Below are 21,052 nucleotides of genomic sequence, written 5' to 3'. Positions count from 1 at the left end.
CGTCAAGCGATGGGCGTTGCGCTCCATATTGTCTTACTTCCTTTTTTTGAATTATTGCATAGCATATTTAATTCATATAATGCCGGGTTTTAGAACCTGGCATTTTTTTTGCGCTTTAACCCCTCCCGGCTATCCTTAAAGAGTATTTCATTAACATGACTTGAGTGCAGCGCCAATGGCTGAATCCGACGGCATAGCCATGACTTGCCGCTGTAATTTATGCAATTATTTCGATATTTCCCTACGAGGTGGACACTATGTCGTTGACTACTACGCCCTCTGGCACGGCACGCGCTAATCAATATCGGTTCAGTATACCCACCGAGCCGATTCCCAATGAGCCCATACCCACCGATCCGCCGCCGATCCCCAATCCGCTGCCGGAGCCGCCGCTGGAACCGCCCTATAATCCCGATCCCAAACCCATCAACGACCCGCCGCCTCATCTTTTTTGATCAGGCCGCCGCCCGCGGGCGGCGTTAACTTATTTGATTTCCGTCACCGGCAAACGCTGGTGAACAGAGAGCTGCAATAACTCCTCCGGTTCATCCTGCCAGCCCACCGGCATCGCCGGCAGCGTTTCCCGGTCAAAGGCCAGATCTCCGCCCGCTATTAACGGATCGCCGGCATTCAACTGCCTGAAGTCAAAGAGATTGCTATCCGCCAAATGGGAGGGCACCACGTTTTGCATGGCGCGGAACATGGTTTCTATCCGTCCCGGATACTGTTTATCCCAATCCCGCAGCATATTCCCGATCACCTGCCGCTGCAGGTTGGGCTGGGAGCCGCACAAATTACAGGGGATAATGGGAAATTCCCGCGCGGCGGCAAAACGTTCGATATCCTTTTCCCGGCAGTAGGCCAGGGGGCGAATGACAATATGTTTGCCGTCGTCGCTCATCAGTTTGGGCGGCATGGCCTTTAATTTACCGCCGTAGAACATATTCAGAAACAGCGTTTGCAGCATGTCGTCGCGATGGTGGCCCAGGGCAATCTTATTGGCGCCCAGCTCGCCGGCGGTGCGGTAGAGAATTCCCCGCCGCAGCCTTGAACACAGGGAACAGGTGGTTTTGCCCTCGGGAATCTTATCCTTAACGATGGCATAGGTATTTTCTTCAACGATGTGATATTCGATACCCAGCGATTCAAGGTAGGCGGGCAATACATCGCCGGGGAAGCCGGGCTGTTTCTGATCCAGATTCACCGCTATCAAGGTAAAGTTCACCGGCGCGTTTTGCTGCAGACTGCGCAGGATGTCCAGCATGGTGTAGCTGTCCTTGCCTCCCGACAGGCAGACCATGATGCGATCCCCTTCCTCAATCATGTTGAAGTCGGCGATGGCCTGGCCCACATTGCGCCGCAAGCGCTTCTGAAGCTTATTGAAGTTATAAATCTGTTTTTGATCAACCACGGTAATTATGCCTTAAGGTGTTATGTACGGGACTGTGTCTGACAGCGGCGCGGTAATGCGATTCTATAAAACGGCAACGCAGGAGAATGGATGAGGCGGGTCGGGCAGACATCGCTCAGTCCGTGAATTCCTGCATCAGCCTTTCATTGATGGCCGCCACCGCCCGATCGCCATGTTTGATTTGGCTGATGTGCAATTGGCGGGTGGCGCTGAAACGATGGCTGATGGTGATGCCGTAGGACTTTGTCAGCCAGCTGAACGGACCGCTGTCACAGGCGACCTCGTCGATTTCCAGCCAGGACAGCCCCTTTTTACCCCGGCGCCCAGGCAGCAGGCCGCGCACCAGCCAAACGCCTTCCAGGTCATAAAAAAACCGAAAGCGCCGGCGCCAGGCCAGATCATAAATCAGCTTAACGATGCCGATAAACAAAATGACGTAACCGGCCAGGATGATATTGGCCGCGTTGGCGGACTGGGATACCAGCAAGCCGATGGCGGTCAGCATGGCGAACAATATCCAGGGGCGGACATAGGCAACCCATGAAAGAAAAAACCTGCCGTGCCGGGGCACTTCGACAATATCGTTGCGATCCATTTTTCATCCGTATCAATCCAGCCGCGGGCATAATAGCGCCTCTGCCGCCGGCTGAAAAGTCCGGAATCGCCGGCCGGCCGCTCCCGGCCGGACAGGTTGTCAATAAATCCAGCCGGCTTATTCCGCCGTCTCCCCTTTGCCCGCCATGCGGGCCAGGAAGTCATATTTCGCCTTCAAATCCTTTTCCGCCGCCTGATAGAGCGCGCTGGCCACCTCGGGCTGCTGGCTGTTCAGCCGCTTAAAGCGCTGCTCATTGAGCAGGGTGGCGCTTAACTCGCTGCTGGGCGGGCGTGAATCCAGGGACAGGGGGAGTTTGCCTTCATCGCCGCGGCGGGGATCGAAACGATACAGCGGCCAGAAGCCGGTGGCGGTGAGCTGGCGCATCTGGTCGTGGCTTAACGCCAAATCATAGCCGTGCTCTTCGCAAGGACTGTAGGCAATAATCAGCGACGGGCCGGGATAAGCCTCGGCTTCCTGAATGGCTTTCACCGTCTGGTTGAGCTGGGCGCCGAGGGAGATTTGCGCCACATAGACATGGCCGTACATCATCATGCTCACCCCCAAATCCTTGCGGACTTTGCGCTTGCCCTGTTCGCCGAATTTGGTTACCGCCCCCAGCGGGGTGGCTTTGGATTGCTGGCCGCCGGTATTGGAATAACATTGGGTATCCAGCACCAGAACATTGACGTTTTCCGACAGGCTCAACACATGGTCCAGGCCGCCGAAGCCGATATCATAGGCCCAGCCGTCGCCGCCGATAAGCCAAATGGATTTATCCACCAGATAATCGGCGTCCGCGGCCAGTTGCCTGCTGTCGCCGCCGGTATGGGGTTTCAACAGGACTCTTAACTGTTCGATCTGTGCGCGGCGTTCCGGCACGGCCACTCCGTCGGCCTGCAATCCGGCCAGCAAGCCCTCCGGCAGCAGATCGCGATGCTGGTTCAGCAAACGCAGGACACGGCGGCGGTGCTGATCCACCGTCAGCCGGAATCCCAGCCCGAACTCGGCGTTATCCTCAAACAGCGAATTGGCCCAGGCCGGACCGCGCCCCTCGGCGTTGGTGGTGTAGGGCGTGGTGGGCAGATTGCCGCCGTAGATGGAAGAACAGCCGGTGGCGTTGGCTATCAGCAGCCGGTCGCCATACAGCTGGGTCAGCAGCTTGATATACGGCGTCTCGCCGCAGCCGGAGCAGGCGCCGGAGTACTCGAACAGCGGGGTAATCAGCTGAGAGGTGCGGATGTCGATGCGTTCCAGCTGCTCGGGTTTCATTTCCGGCAGATTCAGGAAGAAGTCGTAATGGATCTTTTCCTCTTCCACATGCTCCAGCCGCGAAGCCATATTGATAGCCTTGATGTCCGGGTTTTGCCGGTCTTTGGCCGGGCAGACCTCCACGCACAGGTTACAGCCGGTACAATCTTCCGGCGCCACCTGCAAAACGTATTTCTGGCCGCGCATATCGCGGGATTTCACTTCCAGGGACGCCAGTCCGGCCGGGGCCGCGCTCATGGACTCGGGGGAGACCACCTTGGCGCGGATCGCCGAATGGGGGCAGGCCGCCACGCAGTGATTGCACTGGGTACACAGCTCCGGTTTCCACAGAGGGATGCGTTCGGCGATATTGCGTTTTTCCCAGCGGGTGGTGCCCACCGGCCAGGTGCCGTCCGGCGGCAGGGCGGAAACCGGCAGCGCATCGCCGAGACCCGCCAGCATTGCCGCGGTGACGGTTTTGACAAAATCCGGCGCCGCGTCGGACACCACCGGCGGGCGCAGCGGGCTGTGTTCATTGACTTCCCGCAGCGGCACGGCGTGCAGCGCTTCCCGGGTAGCCGCCAGGGCCTGCCAGTTGCGTTCCACCAGTTCCTGCCCCTTGCTGCTGTAGCTACGGGCAATGGCCGACTGCAGGGCGGCGAGGGCGCTGTCCTGGGGCAATACGTCGGTCAATTGGAAAAAGGCCATCTGCATCACCGTATTGATGCGCGCTCCCAACTGGCATTCGCGGGCAATCTGCGCCGCATTGATAATATAAAACTTCGCCTGGCGCGCAATCAGCAGCGCCTGCACTTCCTGCGGCAGCCGCGCCCAGATTTCGTCAGCGGCATAGGGGGTGTTCAGCAGGAAGATACCTCCCGGCCGCAGGCGCTCCACCATTTGGTACTTGTCGATAAACTGCGACTGATGGCAGCCGATAAAGTCGGCGTGGCTGATGAGGTAGGCCGAATTGATGGGATGTTCGCTGACCCGCAGGTGGGAAACCGTCAGGCCGCCGGCCTTTTTCGAATCATAGACAAAATAACCCTGGGCGAACAGCGGCGTGCTGTTGCCGATGATTTTGATGTTGTTCTTGGTGGCGGAAACCGACCCGTCGCTGCCCAAGCCGTAGAACAAGGCTTCCAGTTTGGCGCGATGGGGTAAATCAGCCTCCGGCAGCGGCAGGGACAAATGGGTGATATCGTCAAAGATGCCGACGGTGAAACGCGGCCGCGGCCGGGGCAATGCCAGCTCATTAAAGATCGCCAGGACGCAGGCGGGATCGAACTCTTTCGACGACAGGCCGTAGCGGCCGCCGATGGTGCGGGGCAGGCTGTCGCGCCGGCCCTGGCTGTAGGCCTCCGCCAGGGAGGTCATCACATCCAGATAAAGCGGCTCCGCCAGCGCTCCCGGCTCTTTGGTGCGATCCAGCACCGCGATGCTACGCGCGCTGTCCGGGATGGCCGCCAGCAGATGTTCGGCGGAAAACGGGCGATAAAGACGGACTTTCACCATGCCCACCTTTTCACCCCGCGCCAGCAGGCTGTCGATAACCTCTTCGCAGGTGCCGATGGCCGATCCCATCAGGATTATCACCCGCTCGGCCTGGGGATGGCCGTAGTACTCAAAGGGTTGGTAACGGCGGCCGGTGGCGCCGGCAAACGCGTCCATTGCCTGTTCCACATGGGCAAACGCGCCGTTGTACCAGGGGTTGGTGGCTTCCCTCGATTGGAAATAGGTATCCGGGTTGGCGGAGGTGCCGCGAATGACCGGGTTATCCGGCGTCAGCGCCCGCTGCCGGTGGGCGTCGATGCCCGCCTGCGGCAGCAGGGTTTTCAGCGTATCGTCAGACAGCGGCGCGATTTTATTGATTTCATGGGAGGTGCGGAAACCGTCGAAAAAATGGATAAACGGCAGCCGGCTGTTCAGGCTGGCGATATGGGAGACCAGCGCAAAATCCTGCGCTTCCTGCACATTGCTCGCGCACAGCATGGCGCAGCCGGTCTGGCGTACCGCCATGACATCGGAGTGATCGCCGAAAATCGACAGTGCGTGGGTGGCCACCGTGCGGGCCGCCACGTGCAGTACAAACGGCGTCAATTGCCCCGCCAGTTTGTACAGGGTCGGGATCATCAACAGCAATCCCTGGGATGAGGTGAAGGAAGTGGACAAGGCGCCGGTCTGCAAGGCGCCGTGTACCGTGGCGATGGCGCCCCCTTCGGATTGCATCTCAACCACCCGCGGCACGTCGCCCCAGATATTGGCGGTGCCGGCTTCAGACCAGGCGGAAGCCAGTTCCGCCATGGTTGAGCTGGGGGTGATGGGATATATCGCGATAACTTCGTTAACACGGTAAGCCACCGAGGCGACTGCGTTATTACCGTCTGTGGTGATCATGTTCTGCCTTATTTGCTCAACGGATGATAACCATAAAATCATCGGGTTATCATAATTAGCCATGAGTATAACAGTAGCGGGCGCAGGGTATTTTTGCTTTTGTGCGACGGGGATGAATTATCCCAGGGCAGTTGCGGAATTGTTTGAACAGTATTCACTATATTACACTCCCTTTAACCCTGTGGGATATAATGATGAATAACATAACAAGCCTGAAATCAGCTGCATTATCTGTGGGAAGTTCGCTTACGCCGGGCACGGTTCAAACGAAACCTTTAAAAAACGCTCTGCCTGTAGCAGCGGTGAATAACGAGAACGCCAGCCCGAATATCGGTCGTCGCGCCAGTCATAGCGAATTCAGTGAAAAAGTGATGCTTGAAGTACAAGAGATGACGCAACGCTATCTAAAACTCGCCATAGAAGCGGTTTTGAATGGCGGCAACTGCCAAGCTACCGTCGACAAATACTGTATAAAAAATAAAGATTCCCTGCGAAAAATACACACCGCCTCCCTGATGGCCGGTCATGACGGTTCAGCGGGGGCGATGCTGAAAAAAGGAGAAAAATGGCAGAGCGTTGCCGAGAAGCATGGAATACACGATGAGAAGCTCTTAATGACCATAAAGTCATTTTCCGCCTGTATGGATAAAAAACAGGCCATTCTAAAAGACGTTCCCGCTGATGATGAGAAATATGAGGGTTCCACCTTAGATGAGGGGGCTTTGGCGCCCGGCGCTGCTGATGATAAAGCGTCAGGCAAAAAACCGGGGAACTACCGAATAACCCCTTTGGATGCGGTGCTTGCCCATGAGGCGATAATCAGCCTGGCGCAGTTATAAAGCAGGGCAGCGAGTGAAAAGACTGGCCGGTCTGATGATTTTATAATCAAAAACGCAATTGAGTCTCGACGCATACATTTTGTGCGACTACACTGACAGCCTTAAGATTGTTCCTAATACCTCTTTCCGGAGCACATTGATGAAGGTGAGTCTGTGGTTATTGGCGACGTCGGCGCTGTTTTTGGTCGCCTGCAGCAGTCATTCCAATCAGGAACCTGAACAGCAGGGCACGTCGGCCCACTTGCCGCCTGAGCAGCGGGCGATGACGGTTATCGAGGCCAGCTGTATCAATGCGGGGGGCAGTCCCACCACCGCGCAGCAGCTGGACGGCAGCTCGGTGGAGATGTGCCAGCTGGCGGACGGCAAGCGCAAACCCATGGAAAGCCTGGCCCGCAACGCGCTGTAGTCACAGCTGTAATGAAAGGTGCGGGGAACCGGGAAAAAGTTCAACCGCCAAAGTCAAGACCGGACAAAAGTGATAGCCCGCTAAACCAGCGTCTTCAGAGTGCTGACAAACGTACTCGGAGTCTATGCGGCGGGGCAGGATGCTAGAAGAGTAAACCGTCCGCGCCAGGGATGGCGCGGATCGAGCCTCCAGGGATGGATTTACGGCGTGTTTACGATCTAGCATCTTGTCCCGGCCGGGCACGTTGTCAACAAGCGCTTGCCCGCTAAACCAGCGGGCTGTCTCACATCACTCTACGCCGCCGCCTTAAAACCGTCAGCCGTTCAGCAGATTCGGGCAGTGCTCCCCGCCGCTGATTTGCCTGAGATTTTGCAGGGTTATTTCGCCGATGCTGGTCAGCGCTTCTTCCGTCAAGAATGCCTGGTGGCCGGTGAACAGCACGTTATGGCAGGCCGACAGGCGGCGAAAGACGTCGTCCTGGATCACGTCGTTGGAATTATCCTCAAAGAACAAATCCCGCTCATTTTCATATACGTCCATCCCCAGGGCGCCGATTTTCTGAAGCTTCAACGACTCTATGGCCGCCTGGGAATCAATGAGCCCGCCGCGGCTGGTGTTGATGATCATTACGCCGTCTTTCATTTTGGCAAAGGCTTCCCGGTCCAGCAGATGGTGATTTTCCGGCGTCAGAGGGCAGTGCAGGGTAATGACGTCGGACTGGGCGAACAGCGTCGGCAGGTCTACGTATTCTGCCCCCAGCTCCAGCGCCTGCGCGCTCGGATAGGGATCGTAGGCCAACAGCCGCATGCCGAAGCCCTTCAGGATCCGCATGGCGGCCACGCCGATTTTACCGGTGCCGATAACGCCCGCGGTGCGGTTATGCATATTAAAGCCTATCAGCCCTTCCAGCGAAAAATTGGCGTCGCGGGTACGTTGATAAGCGCGATGGATACGCCGGTTCAAACACATCATCAGGCCGATGGCGTGTTCCGCCACGGCTTCCGGCGAGTAGGCCGGTACGCGCACCACCGCAATGCCCAGTTTTTTCGCCGCGTCCAAATCCACATTATCAAACCCGGCGCAGCGCAGCGCCACCGTCTTCACGCCGTGGGCGGCCAGTATTTCCAGCACGTCGCGGCCGCCGTCGTCATTGACGAAGATACATACCGCATCGCATCCTTCGGCGGTTTTGGCGGTACGCGGGGTTAACTGAAATTCGTAAAATTCCAGATCGTAACCATACTCTTCATTCACTTTTGATAAATATTTCAAATCGTAATTTTTAGTACTGTAGACGGCGATTTTCATACACTCTTCTCGCTAGCAAAATTTTCAACCCAAGTATGATATCTTGCAGACATCGGGACAATAAAGGAATGGCATGACCACAGTATCGGGCACTTTAGGGCGTAAAGGCGCTTTTTTTTTCAAGGCCCACCGTTTTCTGCTGTCGCTGCTGGTGGTTATTTTCGTGCTGGTGGGCGCTGCCTGGTATTTTACGCCGGCCTGGCTGCCGCTATGGGCGCAGCGCTACCTGCCCGCCGACGTTCGTTTAATCCTCGACGGACGTCCCGTCTGGCGGCAGGGTCAGCTGGCGTTGCCGGATATCCGGTTAGTCCGGGGGAATTGCGATTGGCTGGACGGCAGCGGTGTCTCTCTTGGCCGCGGCAACGGCGGCTGGCGCCTTGATGCGCGACAGGTCACGGCGAATACCCTCTGCGCTGCGTCCGCAGCCGATAGCGGAGCGCCTTTGACATGGCAAGGGGTGCTGGGGGAGCTGCCGTTCTTCTCGCTGCATATCCAGCGGCTGTCGGTGGCCCCCTGGCAAGCCTATGGCGGCGAACTGCAACTGGTTCACCGGGGAAACGACACGCGGCTGAACTACCGCGGCGGCGAGGTGACGGCGGATCTGCGCATGCTGGACCGGCAGCTGACGGTGAATGATTTAACCCTCAATGATGCCGCCGGCCGCCAGTGGGTACGTTTACAGGGCAGCCTGGGCCTGTCCCCCCAGATACTGCTGCCGCCGGAGCGGGGCGCATTGACGGCCGGCATGGCTTCTCCCGACGGTACGCCGCTCATCGCCAGGTTTGACTGGCGGCAGCAAAACGGCGAGCTGACTATCAGCGACAGTCAGACGGATTTCACCCTGGCGCGCTTACCCTGGCAGGTGAGCGATGAGTCCATTGCCATCTCCGGGGGCGAATGGCATTGGCCCTATGCGTCACAGCCCCTGGCGGGCCATATCAGCCTTAACCTGAAAAACTGGCAAGCCGGGCTGGTCGGCCTGGAAATCAGCGCCCGGCTGAATGTCCTCACCGAGGGATTGCGGGGTAAAGCCAACGCGGTTCTGAACCTGGGGCCGGGCAAAATCGGCCTGACGGATAACGCGCTGGATTTTCGCCTGACCGGGCTGGCCAATCAGGGTGATTTGTCTTTGGATGCCTCGATCCCGGGCCAACTGAGGGGCCCCTTGAGCGATCCTGTCCTGGTAATGTCCCCCGGCGCGCTGCTGAGGGTGGTGGGGCCGCTGTTCAATGTTTTGAATATCACCAGCGCCCGTTTACCGCTGGCGGGCATGCAGCTCTCCTCCCGCGGCCTGAGCGGCCGCCTGCAGGCCATCCTGCTGGCGGATGCCGCCCGTATGGGGAATTTAACCCTGCATCTCGACGGACGGGCCAGCAACTTTTTGCCTGACCAGGGGCAGTGGCGCTGGCGCTATTGGGGTAACGGTTATCTCTCGCCGTTTCACGCCCGCTGGGATATCAACGGACGGGGCAGTTGGCTGGAAGATATGATTGAACTGAGCGAAATGAACAGCGGCTTCGATGGGCTGGAATACGGCCTGGTGCATGTGGATGAACCCCGCCTGAAGCTTGTAACCCCGTTCCGCTGGCAGCGCAAGGCGTCGCAGCCGGCGTTTAGCGGCGGGATGAGTCTGTCCGCCCGGCGCATAGACATCAAACGGGGCGGATACATGCCGCAGCCGCGCCTCGTATTGCAACTGTCGGGGCGCGACCCGCAGGATTTTCTCTGGCGGGGCAAGCTACAGGCCGGCGCCATCGGTCCGGTAAGAGTAAACGGACGCTGGGACGGAACGCGCCTGCGCGGCCAGGCCTGGTGGCCGCAGCAGCCGCTGCGGGTATTTCAGACCCTGCTGGCGCCGGAGCTGAAAATGACCCTGCGGGACGGTGAATTCCACGCCCAGAGCGCCTTTTCAGCCGCGCCCGGGCAAGGTTTTCTGGCGGGGGGCCATGCGGTGGTGAGCGAGGGCGATGTCTGGATGCAGGAAAACCATTTACAGGGCATTGCCCTCGGTCTGTCTTACCGGTTGCAGGACCAGCGCTGGCTGCTGGGGGTCAAACAGCCCGTCACCCTGAATATCCACAAGGTGGTAACGCCAATTAACCTCGACCACCTGGCGCTCGGGCTGCAGGGCTATTATCCTTACGACGAAAGGCGGCCCCTGACGCTGACCCAGGCGGCGGTGGATACCCTCGGCGGCAGCATCCGCCTGTCGCCGCTACGCCTGCCGCAGCGGGAGGCGGCGGTGCTCAGCCTGAAATCCATTGAAATGAGCGAACTCGTCACCGTGCTTAATACCCGGCAATTTGCCGTCTCAGGCCGGGTCAGCGGCGAATTGCCGCTGAATTTCGCCGACCCGGCCGGCTATATTCGCCACGGCTGGCTGGCCAACGACGGTAATATGACCTTGCGATTGGATAAACAGTTCGCCGACCAGTTGGGCAGCAGTAATCTGGCGACCCGTGCGGCCATTGACTGGCTGCGCTATATGGAAATCACCCGCACTCGCGCCGAGGTAGACCTGGATCGATCGGGGAATCTGCTGCTGCTGGCGCACATCACCGGCACCAATTCACAAATCAATGCTCAGCGGGAAGTCCGGCTGAATTACCGTCATCAGGAAAACCTGTTTCAACTGTGGCGAAGCCTGCGCTTCGGCACCCAGGTTGAACAGACGCTGGAAAAACAGGCGGCGCAGCCTGCGCTGACTACAAGGGGAGCGCAATGACATCGGGCATCAAACTCATGGTAATTCTGGCCGCGCTGCCGGTGAGCGCATGCGTTCCGCGTATCGAGCTGGCGATGCCCAAGGAACCCATTACCATCAATATGAATGTCAGAATTGAACATGACATCAACATTACGGCGGACAAGCGCAGCGCCGCCTTGCTGCAGCCGGTGGTCTGTCCCGACGCCAACGCCAACGCCAACGCCAACGCCTGCCCGCCGGCCAAATAAAAAAAGCGCATCCGAAGATGCGCAACAGTGCTTCATGGCAGAGAGGGAATACTCAGGCGGCAAACTGGTTGATTTGTTCTTTGGCTTCGTCCTGCGCCTTGCCGGCCACTTCCGGACCATAGGCGATGCCTTCGGCAAAGGCGAATTGCACATCGGTGATACCGATAAATCCGAGGAATAACCGCAGATAGGCGGTTACCAGATCGCTGGGGGTATCTTTATGGATGCCGCCGCGGGTAGTGAGGACAAACGCGCGTTTATTCTTGACCAGGCCTTCCGGACCCTGCTCGCTGTAGCGGAAGGTCACGCCCGCACGGGCAATCAGGTCAAAATAGTTTTTAAGCTGGGTGGAAATATTAAAATTGTACATGGGGACGGCAAAAACAATCACATCATGGGCCTGCAGTTCGTTAATCAACTCATCGGACAGGGTTAGGGCCTCCTGCTGGCGGGGCGTCAGGGTAGCATCCGCCGGCCGCAGGGCGCCCACCAATTCGCCATCCAGCACCGGTATCGGTTGTGCGGCAAGGTCGCGCACGGTAATCTCATCGCCGCTGTGGTTTTGCTTCCATTGTTCGATAAAATGATCGGCCAATTGGTTGGATTGTGAAAACGTAGCCAAAATACTTGATTTAATCACTAATACCTTACTCATCTTTCATTCCTTATTCTTCAATGGGGATTGACCCTTAGGCAATGAGTAACACTCTATTCACAAACCCCGGTCAGTGAAAGCGCAATATTTCGAGTTGTTTGTTCGAATTTACTGAACAAACCGGCGGCAGAGTTAAAGTCCTGCCGGCAGATATGATAAGCTGGCGAAATGAAAGCATCCGGGCCGGCACATTAAGCACTGTCCGGCCGCAGGTTTTGAGGAAAGATAACGTGAAGTCACCGCTGGCGGCGCTGTCCGCTTCGTTGGAGTCGGTAATGCTCCGCGATAAAACCGGTTTGCGCCGTCGTTTGCAGGGCGCCATGAAAGAGAGCCCCGAGGCGCAAGCCGCCATAACCGAACACATTGCCGCCGATATCCGGCTTTCCGTACAGCGAGCGGAAAGCCGGCGGGCGGCCCGTCCGGCTATTTCCTATCCCGAAGATTTACCGGTAAGCCAGAAGCGCGCCGATATCCTGCAGGCCATTCGCGACCATCAGGTGGTGATTATCGCCGGTGAAACCGGCTCCGGTAAAACCACCCAAATCCCGAAAATCTGTTTGGAGCTGGGGCGAGGCATCACCGGCCTTATCGGCCATACCCAGCCGCGGCGGCTGGCGGCGCGCACCGTTGCCGATCGCATCGCCCAGGAACTGGCGACGCCGCTGGGAGAAGCGGTGGGCTACAAGGTTCGTTTCAACGATCATGTGGGCGATAACACCCTGGTGAAGCTGATGACCGACGGCATACTGCTGGCGGAAATTCAGCAGGACCGGCTGCTGCTCCAGTACGACACGCTGATTATCGATGAAGCCCATGAGCGCAGCCTGAATATCGATTTCATCCTCGGCTATCTCTATCAACTGTTGCCCAAACGGCCCGACCTGAAAATCATTATCACCTCGGCCACCATCGATCCCGAGCGCTTTTCCCGTCACTTCAACCACGCCCCGATAATTGAAGTCTCAGGGCGCACTTATCCGGTGGAGGTGCGATACCGGCCGGTGGCGGACGGCGCGGGGGAGGGAGATAACGATCAGTCCCAGGCGATCTTTGACGCGGTGGCCGAATTGAGCCGGGAGTCGCCGGGGGATATTCTGATTTTCATGAGCGGCGAGCGTGAAATCCGCGATACCGCCGACGGCCTGAACAAGCTGGATTTACCCCATACCGAGGTGCTGCCGCTTTATGCCCGTTTATCCAACAGCGAGCAGAACCGGGTGTTCCAGTCCCATAGCGGCCGCCGTATCGTGCTGGCCACCAATGTGGCCGAAACCTCGTTAACCGTACCGGGGATCAAATATGTCATTGACCCCGGCACCGCGCGCATCAGCCGCTACAGTTTTCGCACCAAGGTGCAGCGTCTGCCTATCGAACCCATTTCCCAGGCATCCGCCAACCAGCGTAAAGGCCGGTGCGGACGGGTCTCCGCCGGTATCTGTATCCGGCTGTACTCCGAGGAGGATTTTCTTTCCCGTCCGGAATTTACCGATCCGGAGATTCTGCGCACCAACCTGGCGTCGGTTATCTTGCAGATGACCTCCCTCGGGCTTGGGGATATCGGAGCGTTTCCTTTTGTGGAAGCCCCGGATAAGCGCCAGATCCAGGACGGCGTGCGGCTGCTGGAAGAGCTGGGGGCCCTGGGGTCTGAAACCACGCGGGGCTATCGCCTGAGCCCTCTCGGACGGCAGCTGGCGCAATTGCCGCTGGACCCGCGCCTGGCGCGGATGGTGTTGGAAGCCAGGAACAACGGCTGCGTGCGGGAGGTCATGGTGATTGCCTCCGCCCTGTCTATCCAGGATCCCCGCGAGCGGCCTATGGATAAAAAGCAGGCGTCCGATGAAAAGCACCGCCGCTTCGCCGATAAAGAGTCGGATTTCATGGCGTTCGTGAATTTATGGGATTATGTGCAGGAGCAGCAGAAATTGCTGCCCTCCAGCCAGTTCCGCCGGCTGTGCCGCACCGATTTTCTCAGCTATTTGCGGGTCAGGGAGTGGCAGGATGTCTATACCCAGCTGCGTCAAACCGTGAAAACCCTCGGCCTGCCGGTGAATACCCAGCCGGCGGACTATCGCGGTCTGCATTGCGCCCTGTTGACCGGCTTATTATCCCACATCGGCCAGAAGGACGTTGATAAGCACGAATACACCGGCGCGCGTAATGCCCGCTTTGCTATTTATCCCGGCTCCGGTCTGTTCAAAAAACCACCAAAATGGACCATGGTGGCTGAGCTGGTGGAAACCAGCCGCCTCTGGGGCCGCATTGCCGCCCGTATCGATCCGGAATGGATTGAGCCGCTGGCCCAGCACCTGGTCAAACGCAGCTACAGCGAGCCGCACTGGGAAAAAGCGGCGGGTTCGGTGATGGCGGTGGAAAAAGTGACCCTGCTGGGCCTGCCTATCGTCACCGGCCGCAAAGTCACTTACAGCCAGATCGACCCGGCCCTGTGTCGCGAACTGTTCATCCGCCATGCGCTGGTGGAGGGGGACTGGCTCACCCGCCATCCGTTCTTTCACGCCAACCGCAAACTGCTGGGTGAAGTGGAGGAGCTTGAGCATAAATCCCGGCGCCGGGATATTCTGGTGGACGATGAAACGCTGTTTGCGTTCTATGACGGACGCATCGGCCAAGAGGTCGTGTCGGCGCAGCATTTCGACAGCTGGTGGAAAGAGGTGTCCCGGCAGGATCCCGACCGGCTCAATTTTGAAAAAAATATGCTGATCAAAGACGGAGCGGACGATATCAGCGCCCTGGATTATCCCAATGTCTGGCGACAGGGTAACCTTAAACTGCGGCTGAGCTATCAGTTTGAACCGGGAGCCGACGCCGACGGCGTGACGGTGCACATTCCGCTGCCGCTGTTGAATCAGGTCTCTTTACAGGGATTTGACTGGCAGATCCCCGGCGTTCGCCGCGAGCTGGTCATTGCCTTGATCAAATCCCTGCCAAAAACGTTACGCCGTAACTTCGTGCCGGCGCCGAATTACGCCGAGGCCTTTTTGCAGCGGGTAACGCCAGGGGAAGGCGGCCTGCTGGATGCGCTCGAGCGGGAGCTGCGCCGTATGACCGGCGTGACGGTGGACAGGGATGCCTGGCAGTGGGACCAGGTGCCGGATCATCTGAAAATGACTTTTCGCGTGATCGACGATCGGCAAAAGACCCTGGCTGAAGGCAAGGATCTGGATGCCCTTAAACTCAAGCTCAAGGCGGATGTGCAACAAACCCTGTCGGCGGTAGCCGATGACGGCCTGGAGCAGCGGGATCTGCATTTATGGAGTTTCGGTACTTTACCCAAGCGCTATGAACAGAAAAAGGGCGGTTATTCGCTGAAAGCCTACCCGGCCCTGGTGGATGAGAAACAGAGCGTCGCCATCCGCCTGTTTGAAACCGAGCATGACCAGCACCGCGCCATGTGGTTGGGTATCCGCCGGCTGCTGCTTATTAATATTCCTTCGCCGATCAAATACCTGCATGAAAAATTGCCCAATAAAGCCAAGTTGGGTCTTTATTTCAATCCTTACGGCAAGGTGCTTGATTTGATAGACGACTGCATTTCCTGCGCCATCGATAAACTGATGGCCGAGCGGGGAGGCGTGGTGTGGAGCGAGGAAGAGTACGCCGCCTTGCAGGAGCATGTGCGGGCCAATCTCAATGCGGAAGTGGTGGCTATCGCCAGTCAGGTGGAGCAGATACTGACGGCGGTGTTTGCTATCAATCAGCGTCTGAAGGGCCGGGTGGATATCGCCCTTGCCCTGGCGTTATCCGATGTCAAAAGCCAGATGGGCGGCCTGATTTATCGCGGTTTCGTTACCGGCAACGGTTGGAAGCGGTTGGGGGATACTTTGCGTTATCTGCGGGCTATTGAGCGTCGACTGGAGAAATTGTCCGTTGATATTTACCGGGATCGGGCGCAGATGCTGAAGATTGAACAAATTCAGCAGACCTGGCGGCAGTGGCTGGCGAAGCTGCCGCCCCTTCGGCGCGAGGATGAGGACGTGAAGGAGATTCGCTGGATGATCGAGGAGCTGCGGGTCAGCTATTTTGCCCAGCAGCTGGGTACGCCGTATCCTATTTCAGAAAAACGTATTCTGCAGGCGATGGATCAGGTGGAGTTGTAGGGGCGGCTCGTGCCGCCGGGCACGTTTTAGTCCGGTGATGGCGCGGTCTCCCTTTGGCCGGTTCGTTGTACGTTCGGCGATCGCGGGCCTACCGCGCTGTGGGGCGCTCCGGCGGGCGATAAAACCACGCCCGCTTCGGCCCCATCAGCACGGTCTCCCTTTAACACGAATCATTGCACGATCGGCGATCGCGGGCCTACCGCGCTGTGGGGCGCTCCGGCGGGCGGTAAAACCACGCCCGCTTCGGCCCCATCAGCACGGTCTCCCTTTAACACGCTCGCTGCGCGATCGGCGATCGCGGGCCTACCGCGCTGTGGGGCGCTCCGGCGGGCGGTAAAACCACGCCCGCTTCGGCCCCAGCAGCACGGTCTCCCTTTAACACGAATCATTGCACGATCGGCGATCGCGGGCCTACCGCGCTGTGGGGCGCTCCGGCGGGCGGTAAAACCACGCCCGCTTCGGCCCCAGCAGCACGGTCTCCCTTTAACACGCTCGTTATACGTCCGGCGAACGCGGGGTATTCCAGGATTATTTTGCCGCGGTTTTTTGCAGTTTGGGCTGGCTGTCGGCCGGGGCATTGGCCGCGCCGTCCGTATCTCCCGCCAGGGCCAGCAGTTCGCTGCGGATGCCGGTTACCGCCAGGGCGCGGTTGTCCGCTCGATAGCGGTCTTTGGCCAGCGGCGCCGAGCTTTGTATCGCAATCAATTGCCAACCGGCCAGGGTGTTGAGCATCAACGGCGATCCGCTGTCTCCCGGTAGGGTATTGCAGCGGTGGGATAACACCGCCGTTTGCGCCCAGCCGGTTATTTGGCAATCCTGATGGACATACAGGGTATCGAGATGGTCTTCGGGATAACCGGCCTGGGTCACCAGACGGTCGGCCTGTTTCAGCTGTGCCGTGAGCTGTGCGCGATCCCCTTGCCATAACGGCAGCGGAATGATTTTCCGAAACGGCTTGTCTAAGCGGATAAGCGCAAAATCATAGGGCGCGGCGTCGGGCGGGACGACCCAGCCGTCGCCGGAGGGTTTGAGCCGCTTGCCCAGATTCTTGTCCACCAGGGTTTCAATGGCGTTGCTGTGGTAGCGCCAGGCTTGGTGCACGGCGACGAAACGGATCATGATGGCTTTGTCGATACTCCCCGGCGGCGCCAGAACGCAGTGGCCGGCGGTTAACGCCAGATGAGGGGAAATCAGGGTGGCGGTGCAAAGATTGCCGCTGGCGGTCTCTATCTGACCTATGGCCTGCCAGGGTCTGGTATCAGGCTTGGTGATGGGCTGGCGGCTGTCATGGCCGAAAAAAAGCACTTTTTGCTCTTTGGTCAGGCTGGCTGAAGCGGCGTTATGGATACTCACGGATAACAGGCACAGCAGCAACAGCGGGAAGGTGCGCATAAACAAGCTCGCCTTATGATAAGTTGGAATATCATCCATTAAAAAATGATTATCTTACTATAGTGGAAAACGATGCAAATGAAGAGAATTACGTTGTGTTTCAGGACGCTAAATAGCTAATCAGCACAAAAACACGCGACGAACCTGCGGGGGCATGTAGCAATTAAATATAAAAGAAGGCGCTGATGACCGCACAAAGAATCAGGCAACCTAAAATGATTTCATATAAGTAGCGGCGCAGCATAGGCGAGACCCTAAAGAAACCGACACCCGGTTAACCGGGTGTCGAATAGCTAATGATAATCCGCTAAAATGTTAACTTCTTCAGCTTTTACCGCCGCACTTCTATGGTTAAACCCGCACGCGGTCCGGTAAGCCGATTAAGGCTAAACCGTTATTAAGATGCCGGAGTGGTAGTGGCTGCAGCAGCGGCCGGAGCGGCTTTCTTATGGGCTTTCTTCACGTGTTTTTTAGCAGCCTGGGCAGTTTGCGCCGGGGCGGCTTTCTTATGAGCTTTCTTCACATGTTTTTTGGCTGCTTGGGCAGTCTGGGCCGGTGCTTTCTTGGCTTTTTTAACATGTTTCTTATGAGTTACGGTCTTAGCCGGAGTCTTGGTCACCGTGGTGCTGGTGGTGGTAGACGCCGGGGTAGTAGTAGAGGTAGTGGTATCAGCGGCAAAAGCCGCGCTGGACAATCCCATGGCAGCAGCAATAACCAGTGCAAGTACTTTTTTCATTGTCAAATCCTCAGAATTGCGGTTTCTATTTACAACCCCGGATCGGGGCCGGTGAACACACAATAGGGGAATAAAACCATGGCGTCCGTGAGTGTTTGGTATCGGCGTGTAACCGAATGTACAATAGAGGAATTACCCTTTTTAGTTACAACATACTTTTAGAGAACCCATGCCCCGGCGGAGCATTGGCGCACGGTACGCAAAGCTGGCTCCGCAGGTCAAAAGGGGCTTTTTATGACCGGAATAGCGAGGGGATGGCTGTTGACCGGCCAGCGGTAAAGCAACCGCGCTCCGCCCAGGGGGCTGGTATCGGCGATCACCTGTCCGTCATGGGCCTGGGCGATGGAGCGGACAATGGCCAGGCCCAGTCCGCAGCCGCCGGTGCTGCGATCGCGGCTGGGGTCAAGCCGGACAAAAGGCTCAAACACCCGCTGGCGCTCGCTTTCGGGGATGCCGGGACCGTCGTCATCCACCTGCAGGTAACCGTATTGGTCTTCTACGCCCAATTTCACGCTGATCATTTGCTGACTGTAGCGCAGGGCATTATTCACCAGATTATCCAGCACCCGTTCCATAAGCCGGGCATCCACCTGACCGAAATTCCCTTGGTCGGGAATGTCCTCATGAATCACCCGTTCTCCGTGCACCAATCGGATATCGGCCAGCTTCTCAGCCAGCCAGCCCGGCAGATCCACCGACGTCAGGTTCAGGGTAACCTGTGGACGATCGAGACGGGCAAAAGTCAGCAACTCGTCTATCAGTCCTTCCAGCTGGCTGACATCATGATTCAGCCGTTCCTGTTCTTCCGTGGACAGCCCTTCGCTCATGGCCAGCCGGTAGCGTAATCGCACCAGCGGCGTGCGCAGTTCATGGGCGATATTATCAATAAGCTGCTTTTTACTGGCAATCAGGGTATTGATATTGTCAGCCATCTGATTGAACGCCACCCCAAGCCGATAAAGGCTGGAAGCGCTGTCGAAATGGGTCCGTTCATCCAGGAAGCCGGCGCCGAGCCGTTGTGCCGCCGTTTCCAGCCTGAGCATATCCTGCCAATGGGGCCGCATCCAGATAAACACGGGCAGAGCCAGCGACAGGCCGATAAAAACCAGCAGCGCCAGGTCAAGCAAGCGCATCTCATGAATGAAAAACAGATAAGGGATCGGCCCCACGGCCAGCACGTAATTACTGCGGGGAATGCGCTGGATAAAAGTGTATTCGTCGTCCAGCGCGACAATCTCGCCGCGGCGCAGCCGCAAGTCGTCACCGGGGTTGAGCTGATATTTTCTCAGCGGTTCGATGTGCAAACTGAAGGAGAGATTGATGTCCAGCTTATTGATGGTCTTGTTCCAATCGCGGGGAGGAATGGAGCGCAGCTCATTTCGCATCAGGTAAAGGGAGCTCTTCATCAGGTCATCCATGGATTTCCTGCCGGCGCGTTCGGCGGTGACCTTGTAAACCAAGCCCACCAACAGCGTCATTACCAGAAAACAGACAAACAGCAGCAAATAAAACTGGATAAACAACTTCCTCATGGCCGGGCGCTCTCCCAGGCGTTCGGCGCGAACAGGTAGCCTTTATTACGCACGGTCTTGATGCGAAAGGGCTCAAGCGCATTGTCATAGAGCTTTTTACGCAGCCGGGAAATGGCGACGTCGATGCTGCGGTCAAGGCCGTCGTAGCTGACGCCGCGTAGATTTTTCAGTAACGCCTCGCGATCCATGATCTGGCCGGCGTGGGTCGCCAGTTCCCACAGCAGTTCAAAGTCGGAAGTGGAAAGCAAAACCGTTTCTGCGCCCAGAATCACTTCCCGGTTAATTAAATCGATACTTAACTGCCCGAAATGCAGCACGCTGCCGGTACTGCCCGTCGCAGGAGATACCTCGCGGGGAACAAAGGCGCTCTGCCGCAGATGCAAACGCAGCCGCGCCAGCAGTACCGCCGGCGGGGTGGTTTTCAAAATATAATCATTGGCGCCCATTTCCAGCGCCAGAACATGATTCATATCGCTGTCCAGGGAAGTCAACAGAACGATAGGACCGTTGTAGACCGGGCGTAAATCCCGGCATATCGTCATACCGTCTTTGCCCGGCAGCAGGATATCCAGCAACACCAGATCGGGGTTTTCACGCATAATCACCTCTTGGGCGCGATCTCCCCGCGGTTCGAGAGTAACCTCGAAATCGTGTTTACCGAGCCATGCTGCAATAAGGTTGCCGACTTCGGTGTCATCTTCAACAAAAACAATCTTATTCATTGTGCCGATAATCTGCGTACATTAGGTGAAACAAATGGTACTGAGCATACCGCCTGAGACGTTATTGCGCCATCGGATATGCGTTAGGAAATGTCCTGAAGGGTATATACCCTAAATAATAAATAAAATATTACTATTCTGTTGCCCTTGAACCGCCCGCCTATTCACCTATTATTCATTACCCTATGCTATAGTTATCGGCACATTGTGTGGCGGGGATTACGCCGGGACAGCGAGGGGGGGATGGGGCAAAATGGCAAAATATCAGCTCGATGCTGGCGTTCAGGGCGAAAGTTTCTGCTTTGATTATACGCACTATTTATCCGCCAGCTGCAAAAAGCGCTGGAGCTTCATTGATGCCATTTATGGCGTCATGCCGATTTTCGGCATCGTGACCAAAACCCCGCCCGTACATTCCCATACCCACCAGGAACAGCTCAAGGCCTTGGCGCTGCAGGTGCTTTCCACCCAGGTCAACGACGAAACCAATATCATCCGCCTTATCGCCCTGGCGGAGCAGCAAGGTATTTTCCGCTTTGAAATCCGGTTACCCTATGCGCTGGAAAAAGGTCAGCTCGGCGCCATTCAACATGAATTCGGCGATCATCTCTCATTGCAACAGCACGACGAACGGCTGTCCATCCAACTGACGACCATTCCTGAAATACCGGCCGCCTGAGCTGGCGCGGTTCGAGCCTACAGTGATTGTATTCACGGCGTGTTTACGATCCGGCAGCCTGT

At 57.4% G+C, this 21,052-nt stretch carries 16 protein-coding genes; 7 read left to right on the top strand and 9 right to left on the bottom strand.

Annotation, left to right across the window (positions count from 1 at the left end; translation table 11 throughout):
• Nucleotides 1-257 precede the first annotated feature (257 nt).
• Entirely contained in the window at nucleotides 258-455 is a 198-nt protein-coding gene (locus ACL2XO_RS15685) for a hypothetical protein (protein ID WP_203523182.1), read from the top strand.
• A gap of 29 nt (nucleotides 456-484) precedes the next feature.
• Here the strand turns inward: ACL2XO_RS15685 and ttcA are convergent, their stop codons facing one another.
• From ttcA to nifJ, 3 genes are all read right to left on the bottom strand, one after another.
• Complete coding sequence (gene ttcA, locus ACL2XO_RS15680) at nucleotides 485-1,420, bottom strand: tRNA 2-thiocytidine(32) synthetase TtcA (RefSeq protein WP_413743070.1); 936 nt, start codon at nucleotides 1,418-1,420, stop codon at nucleotides 485-487.
• 106 nt (nucleotides 1,421-1,526) lie between these two features.
• On the bottom strand, nucleotides 1,527-2,006 hold the full coding sequence (locus ACL2XO_RS15675; RefSeq protein ID WP_413724537.1) for a hypothetical protein: 480 nt from the start codon (nucleotides 2,004-2,006) through the stop codon (nucleotides 1,527-1,529).
• Nucleotides 2,007-2,123: 117 nt separating this feature from the next.
• Complete coding sequence (gene nifJ, locus ACL2XO_RS15670) at nucleotides 2,124-5,651, bottom strand: pyruvate:ferredoxin (flavodoxin) oxidoreductase (RefSeq protein ID WP_413724536.1); 3,528 nt, start codon at nucleotides 5,649-5,651, stop codon at nucleotides 2,124-2,126.
• 191 nt (nucleotides 5,652-5,842) lie between these two features.
• Here nifJ and ACL2XO_RS15665 point away from each other — a divergent pair, with 191 nt between their 5' ends.
• Nucleotides 5,843-6,490 (top strand): hypothetical protein, encoded by a 648-nt coding sequence (locus ACL2XO_RS15665; RefSeq protein WP_413741016.1) that lies wholly within the window; start codon nucleotides 5,843-5,845, stop codon nucleotides 6,488-6,490.
• Nucleotides 6,491-6,629: 139 nt separating this feature from the next.
• Nucleotides 6,630-6,896 carry a DUF333 domain-containing protein gene (locus ACL2XO_RS15660; RefSeq protein ID WP_132921464.1) on the top strand — a complete coding sequence of 89 codons (267 nt, stop codon included), beginning with the start codon at nucleotides 6,630-6,632 and terminating at the stop codon, nucleotides 6,894-6,896.
• Nucleotides 6,897-7,211: 315 nt separating this feature from the next.
• Here the strand turns inward: ACL2XO_RS15660 and ACL2XO_RS15655 are convergent, their stop codons facing one another.
• Nucleotides 7,212-8,204: a 2-hydroxyacid dehydrogenase gene (locus tag ACL2XO_RS15655; protein WP_132921465.1), complete on the bottom strand. Its 993-nt coding sequence runs from the start codon at nucleotides 8,202-8,204 to the stop codon at nucleotides 7,212-7,214.
• Between the two features lie 73 nt (nucleotides 8,205-8,277).
• On the opposite strand from ACL2XO_RS15655, the gene ACL2XO_RS15650 reads away from it, so the two are divergent.
• Together ACL2XO_RS15650 and ACL2XO_RS15645 are read left to right on the top strand one after the other, a co-directional pair.
• Nucleotides 8,278-10,929: a YdbH family protein gene (locus ACL2XO_RS15650; RefSeq protein WP_413724533.1), complete on the top strand. Its 2,652-nt coding sequence runs from the start codon at nucleotides 8,278-8,280 to the stop codon at nucleotides 10,927-10,929.
• Nucleotides 10,926-11,159: a YnbE family lipoprotein gene (locus tag ACL2XO_RS15645; protein WP_413741015.1), complete on the top strand. Its 234-nt coding sequence runs from the start codon at nucleotides 10,926-10,928 to the stop codon at nucleotides 11,157-11,159. Before ACL2XO_RS15650 ends, ACL2XO_RS15645 begins: the two co-directional genes overlap by 4 nt.
• Before the next feature lie 52 nt (nucleotides 11,160-11,211).
• Here ACL2XO_RS15645 and ACL2XO_RS15640 read toward each other — a convergent pair whose 3' ends face one another.
• Nucleotides 11,212-11,814 carry an FMN-dependent NADH-azoreductase gene (locus tag ACL2XO_RS15640; RefSeq protein ID WP_132921468.1) on the bottom strand — a complete coding sequence of 201 codons (603 nt, stop codon included), beginning with the start codon at nucleotides 11,812-11,814 and terminating at the stop codon, nucleotides 11,212-11,214.
• A 230-nt stretch (nucleotides 11,815-12,044) separates the two neighbouring features.
• Here ACL2XO_RS15640 and hrpA point away from each other — a divergent pair, with 230 nt between their 5' ends.
• On the top strand, nucleotides 12,045-15,929 hold the full coding sequence (hrpA, locus tag ACL2XO_RS15635) for an ATP-dependent RNA helicase HrpA (RefSeq protein WP_413741014.1): 3,885 nt from the start codon (nucleotides 12,045-12,047) through the stop codon (nucleotides 15,927-15,929).
• A gap of 528 nt (nucleotides 15,930-16,457) precedes the next feature.
• On the opposite strand, the gene ACL2XO_RS15630 is transcribed toward hrpA, so the two are convergent.
• The 4 genes from ACL2XO_RS15630 to rstA form a co-directional block, all read right to left on the bottom strand.
• Nucleotides 16,458-17,321 carry a trypsin-like serine peptidase gene (locus tag ACL2XO_RS15630; RefSeq protein WP_413724530.1) on the bottom strand — a complete coding sequence of 288 codons (864 nt, stop codon included), beginning with the start codon at nucleotides 17,319-17,321 and terminating at the stop codon, nucleotides 16,458-16,460.
• 397 nt (nucleotides 17,322-17,718) lie between these two features.
• Nucleotides 17,719-18,057, bottom strand: coding sequence for an acid resistance repetitive basic protein Asr (gene asr, locus ACL2XO_RS15625; protein ID WP_132921471.1), 339 nt, complete (start codon nucleotides 18,055-18,057; stop codon nucleotides 17,719-17,721).
• Between the two features lie 218 nt (nucleotides 18,058-18,275).
• Nucleotides 18,276-19,589, bottom strand: coding sequence for a two-component system sensor histidine kinase RstB (gene rstB, locus ACL2XO_RS15620; RefSeq protein ID WP_203521332.1), 1,314 nt, complete (start codon nucleotides 19,587-19,589; stop codon nucleotides 18,276-18,278).
• The gene (gene rstA / locus ACL2XO_RS15615) at nucleotides 19,586-20,311 is read right to left on the bottom strand and encodes a two-component system response regulator RstA (protein ID WP_413724529.1); all 726 of its coding nucleotides are present in this window, start codon (nucleotides 20,309-20,311) and stop codon (nucleotides 19,586-19,588) included. Before rstA ends, rstB begins: the two co-directional genes overlap by 4 nt.
• Nucleotides 20,312-20,564: 253 nt before the next feature.
• On the opposite strand from rstA, the gene ACL2XO_RS15610 reads away from it, so the two are divergent.
• Nucleotides 20,565-20,990 (top strand): hypothetical protein, encoded by a 426-nt coding sequence (locus ACL2XO_RS15610; RefSeq protein ID WP_132921474.1) that lies wholly within the window; start codon nucleotides 20,565-20,567, stop codon nucleotides 20,988-20,990.
• The last annotated feature ends 62 nt before the right edge of the window (nucleotides 20,991-21,052 follow it).

This window comes from Sodalis sp. RH15 (genome assembly GCF_047324255.1).
Lineage (GTDB): Bacteria > Pseudomonadota > Gammaproteobacteria > Enterobacterales > Enterobacteriaceae > Acerihabitans > Acerihabitans ligni.
The sequence above is the reverse complement of the archived record's forward strand: the minus strand, read 5'-3'. Positions and strand labels throughout refer to the sequence as shown.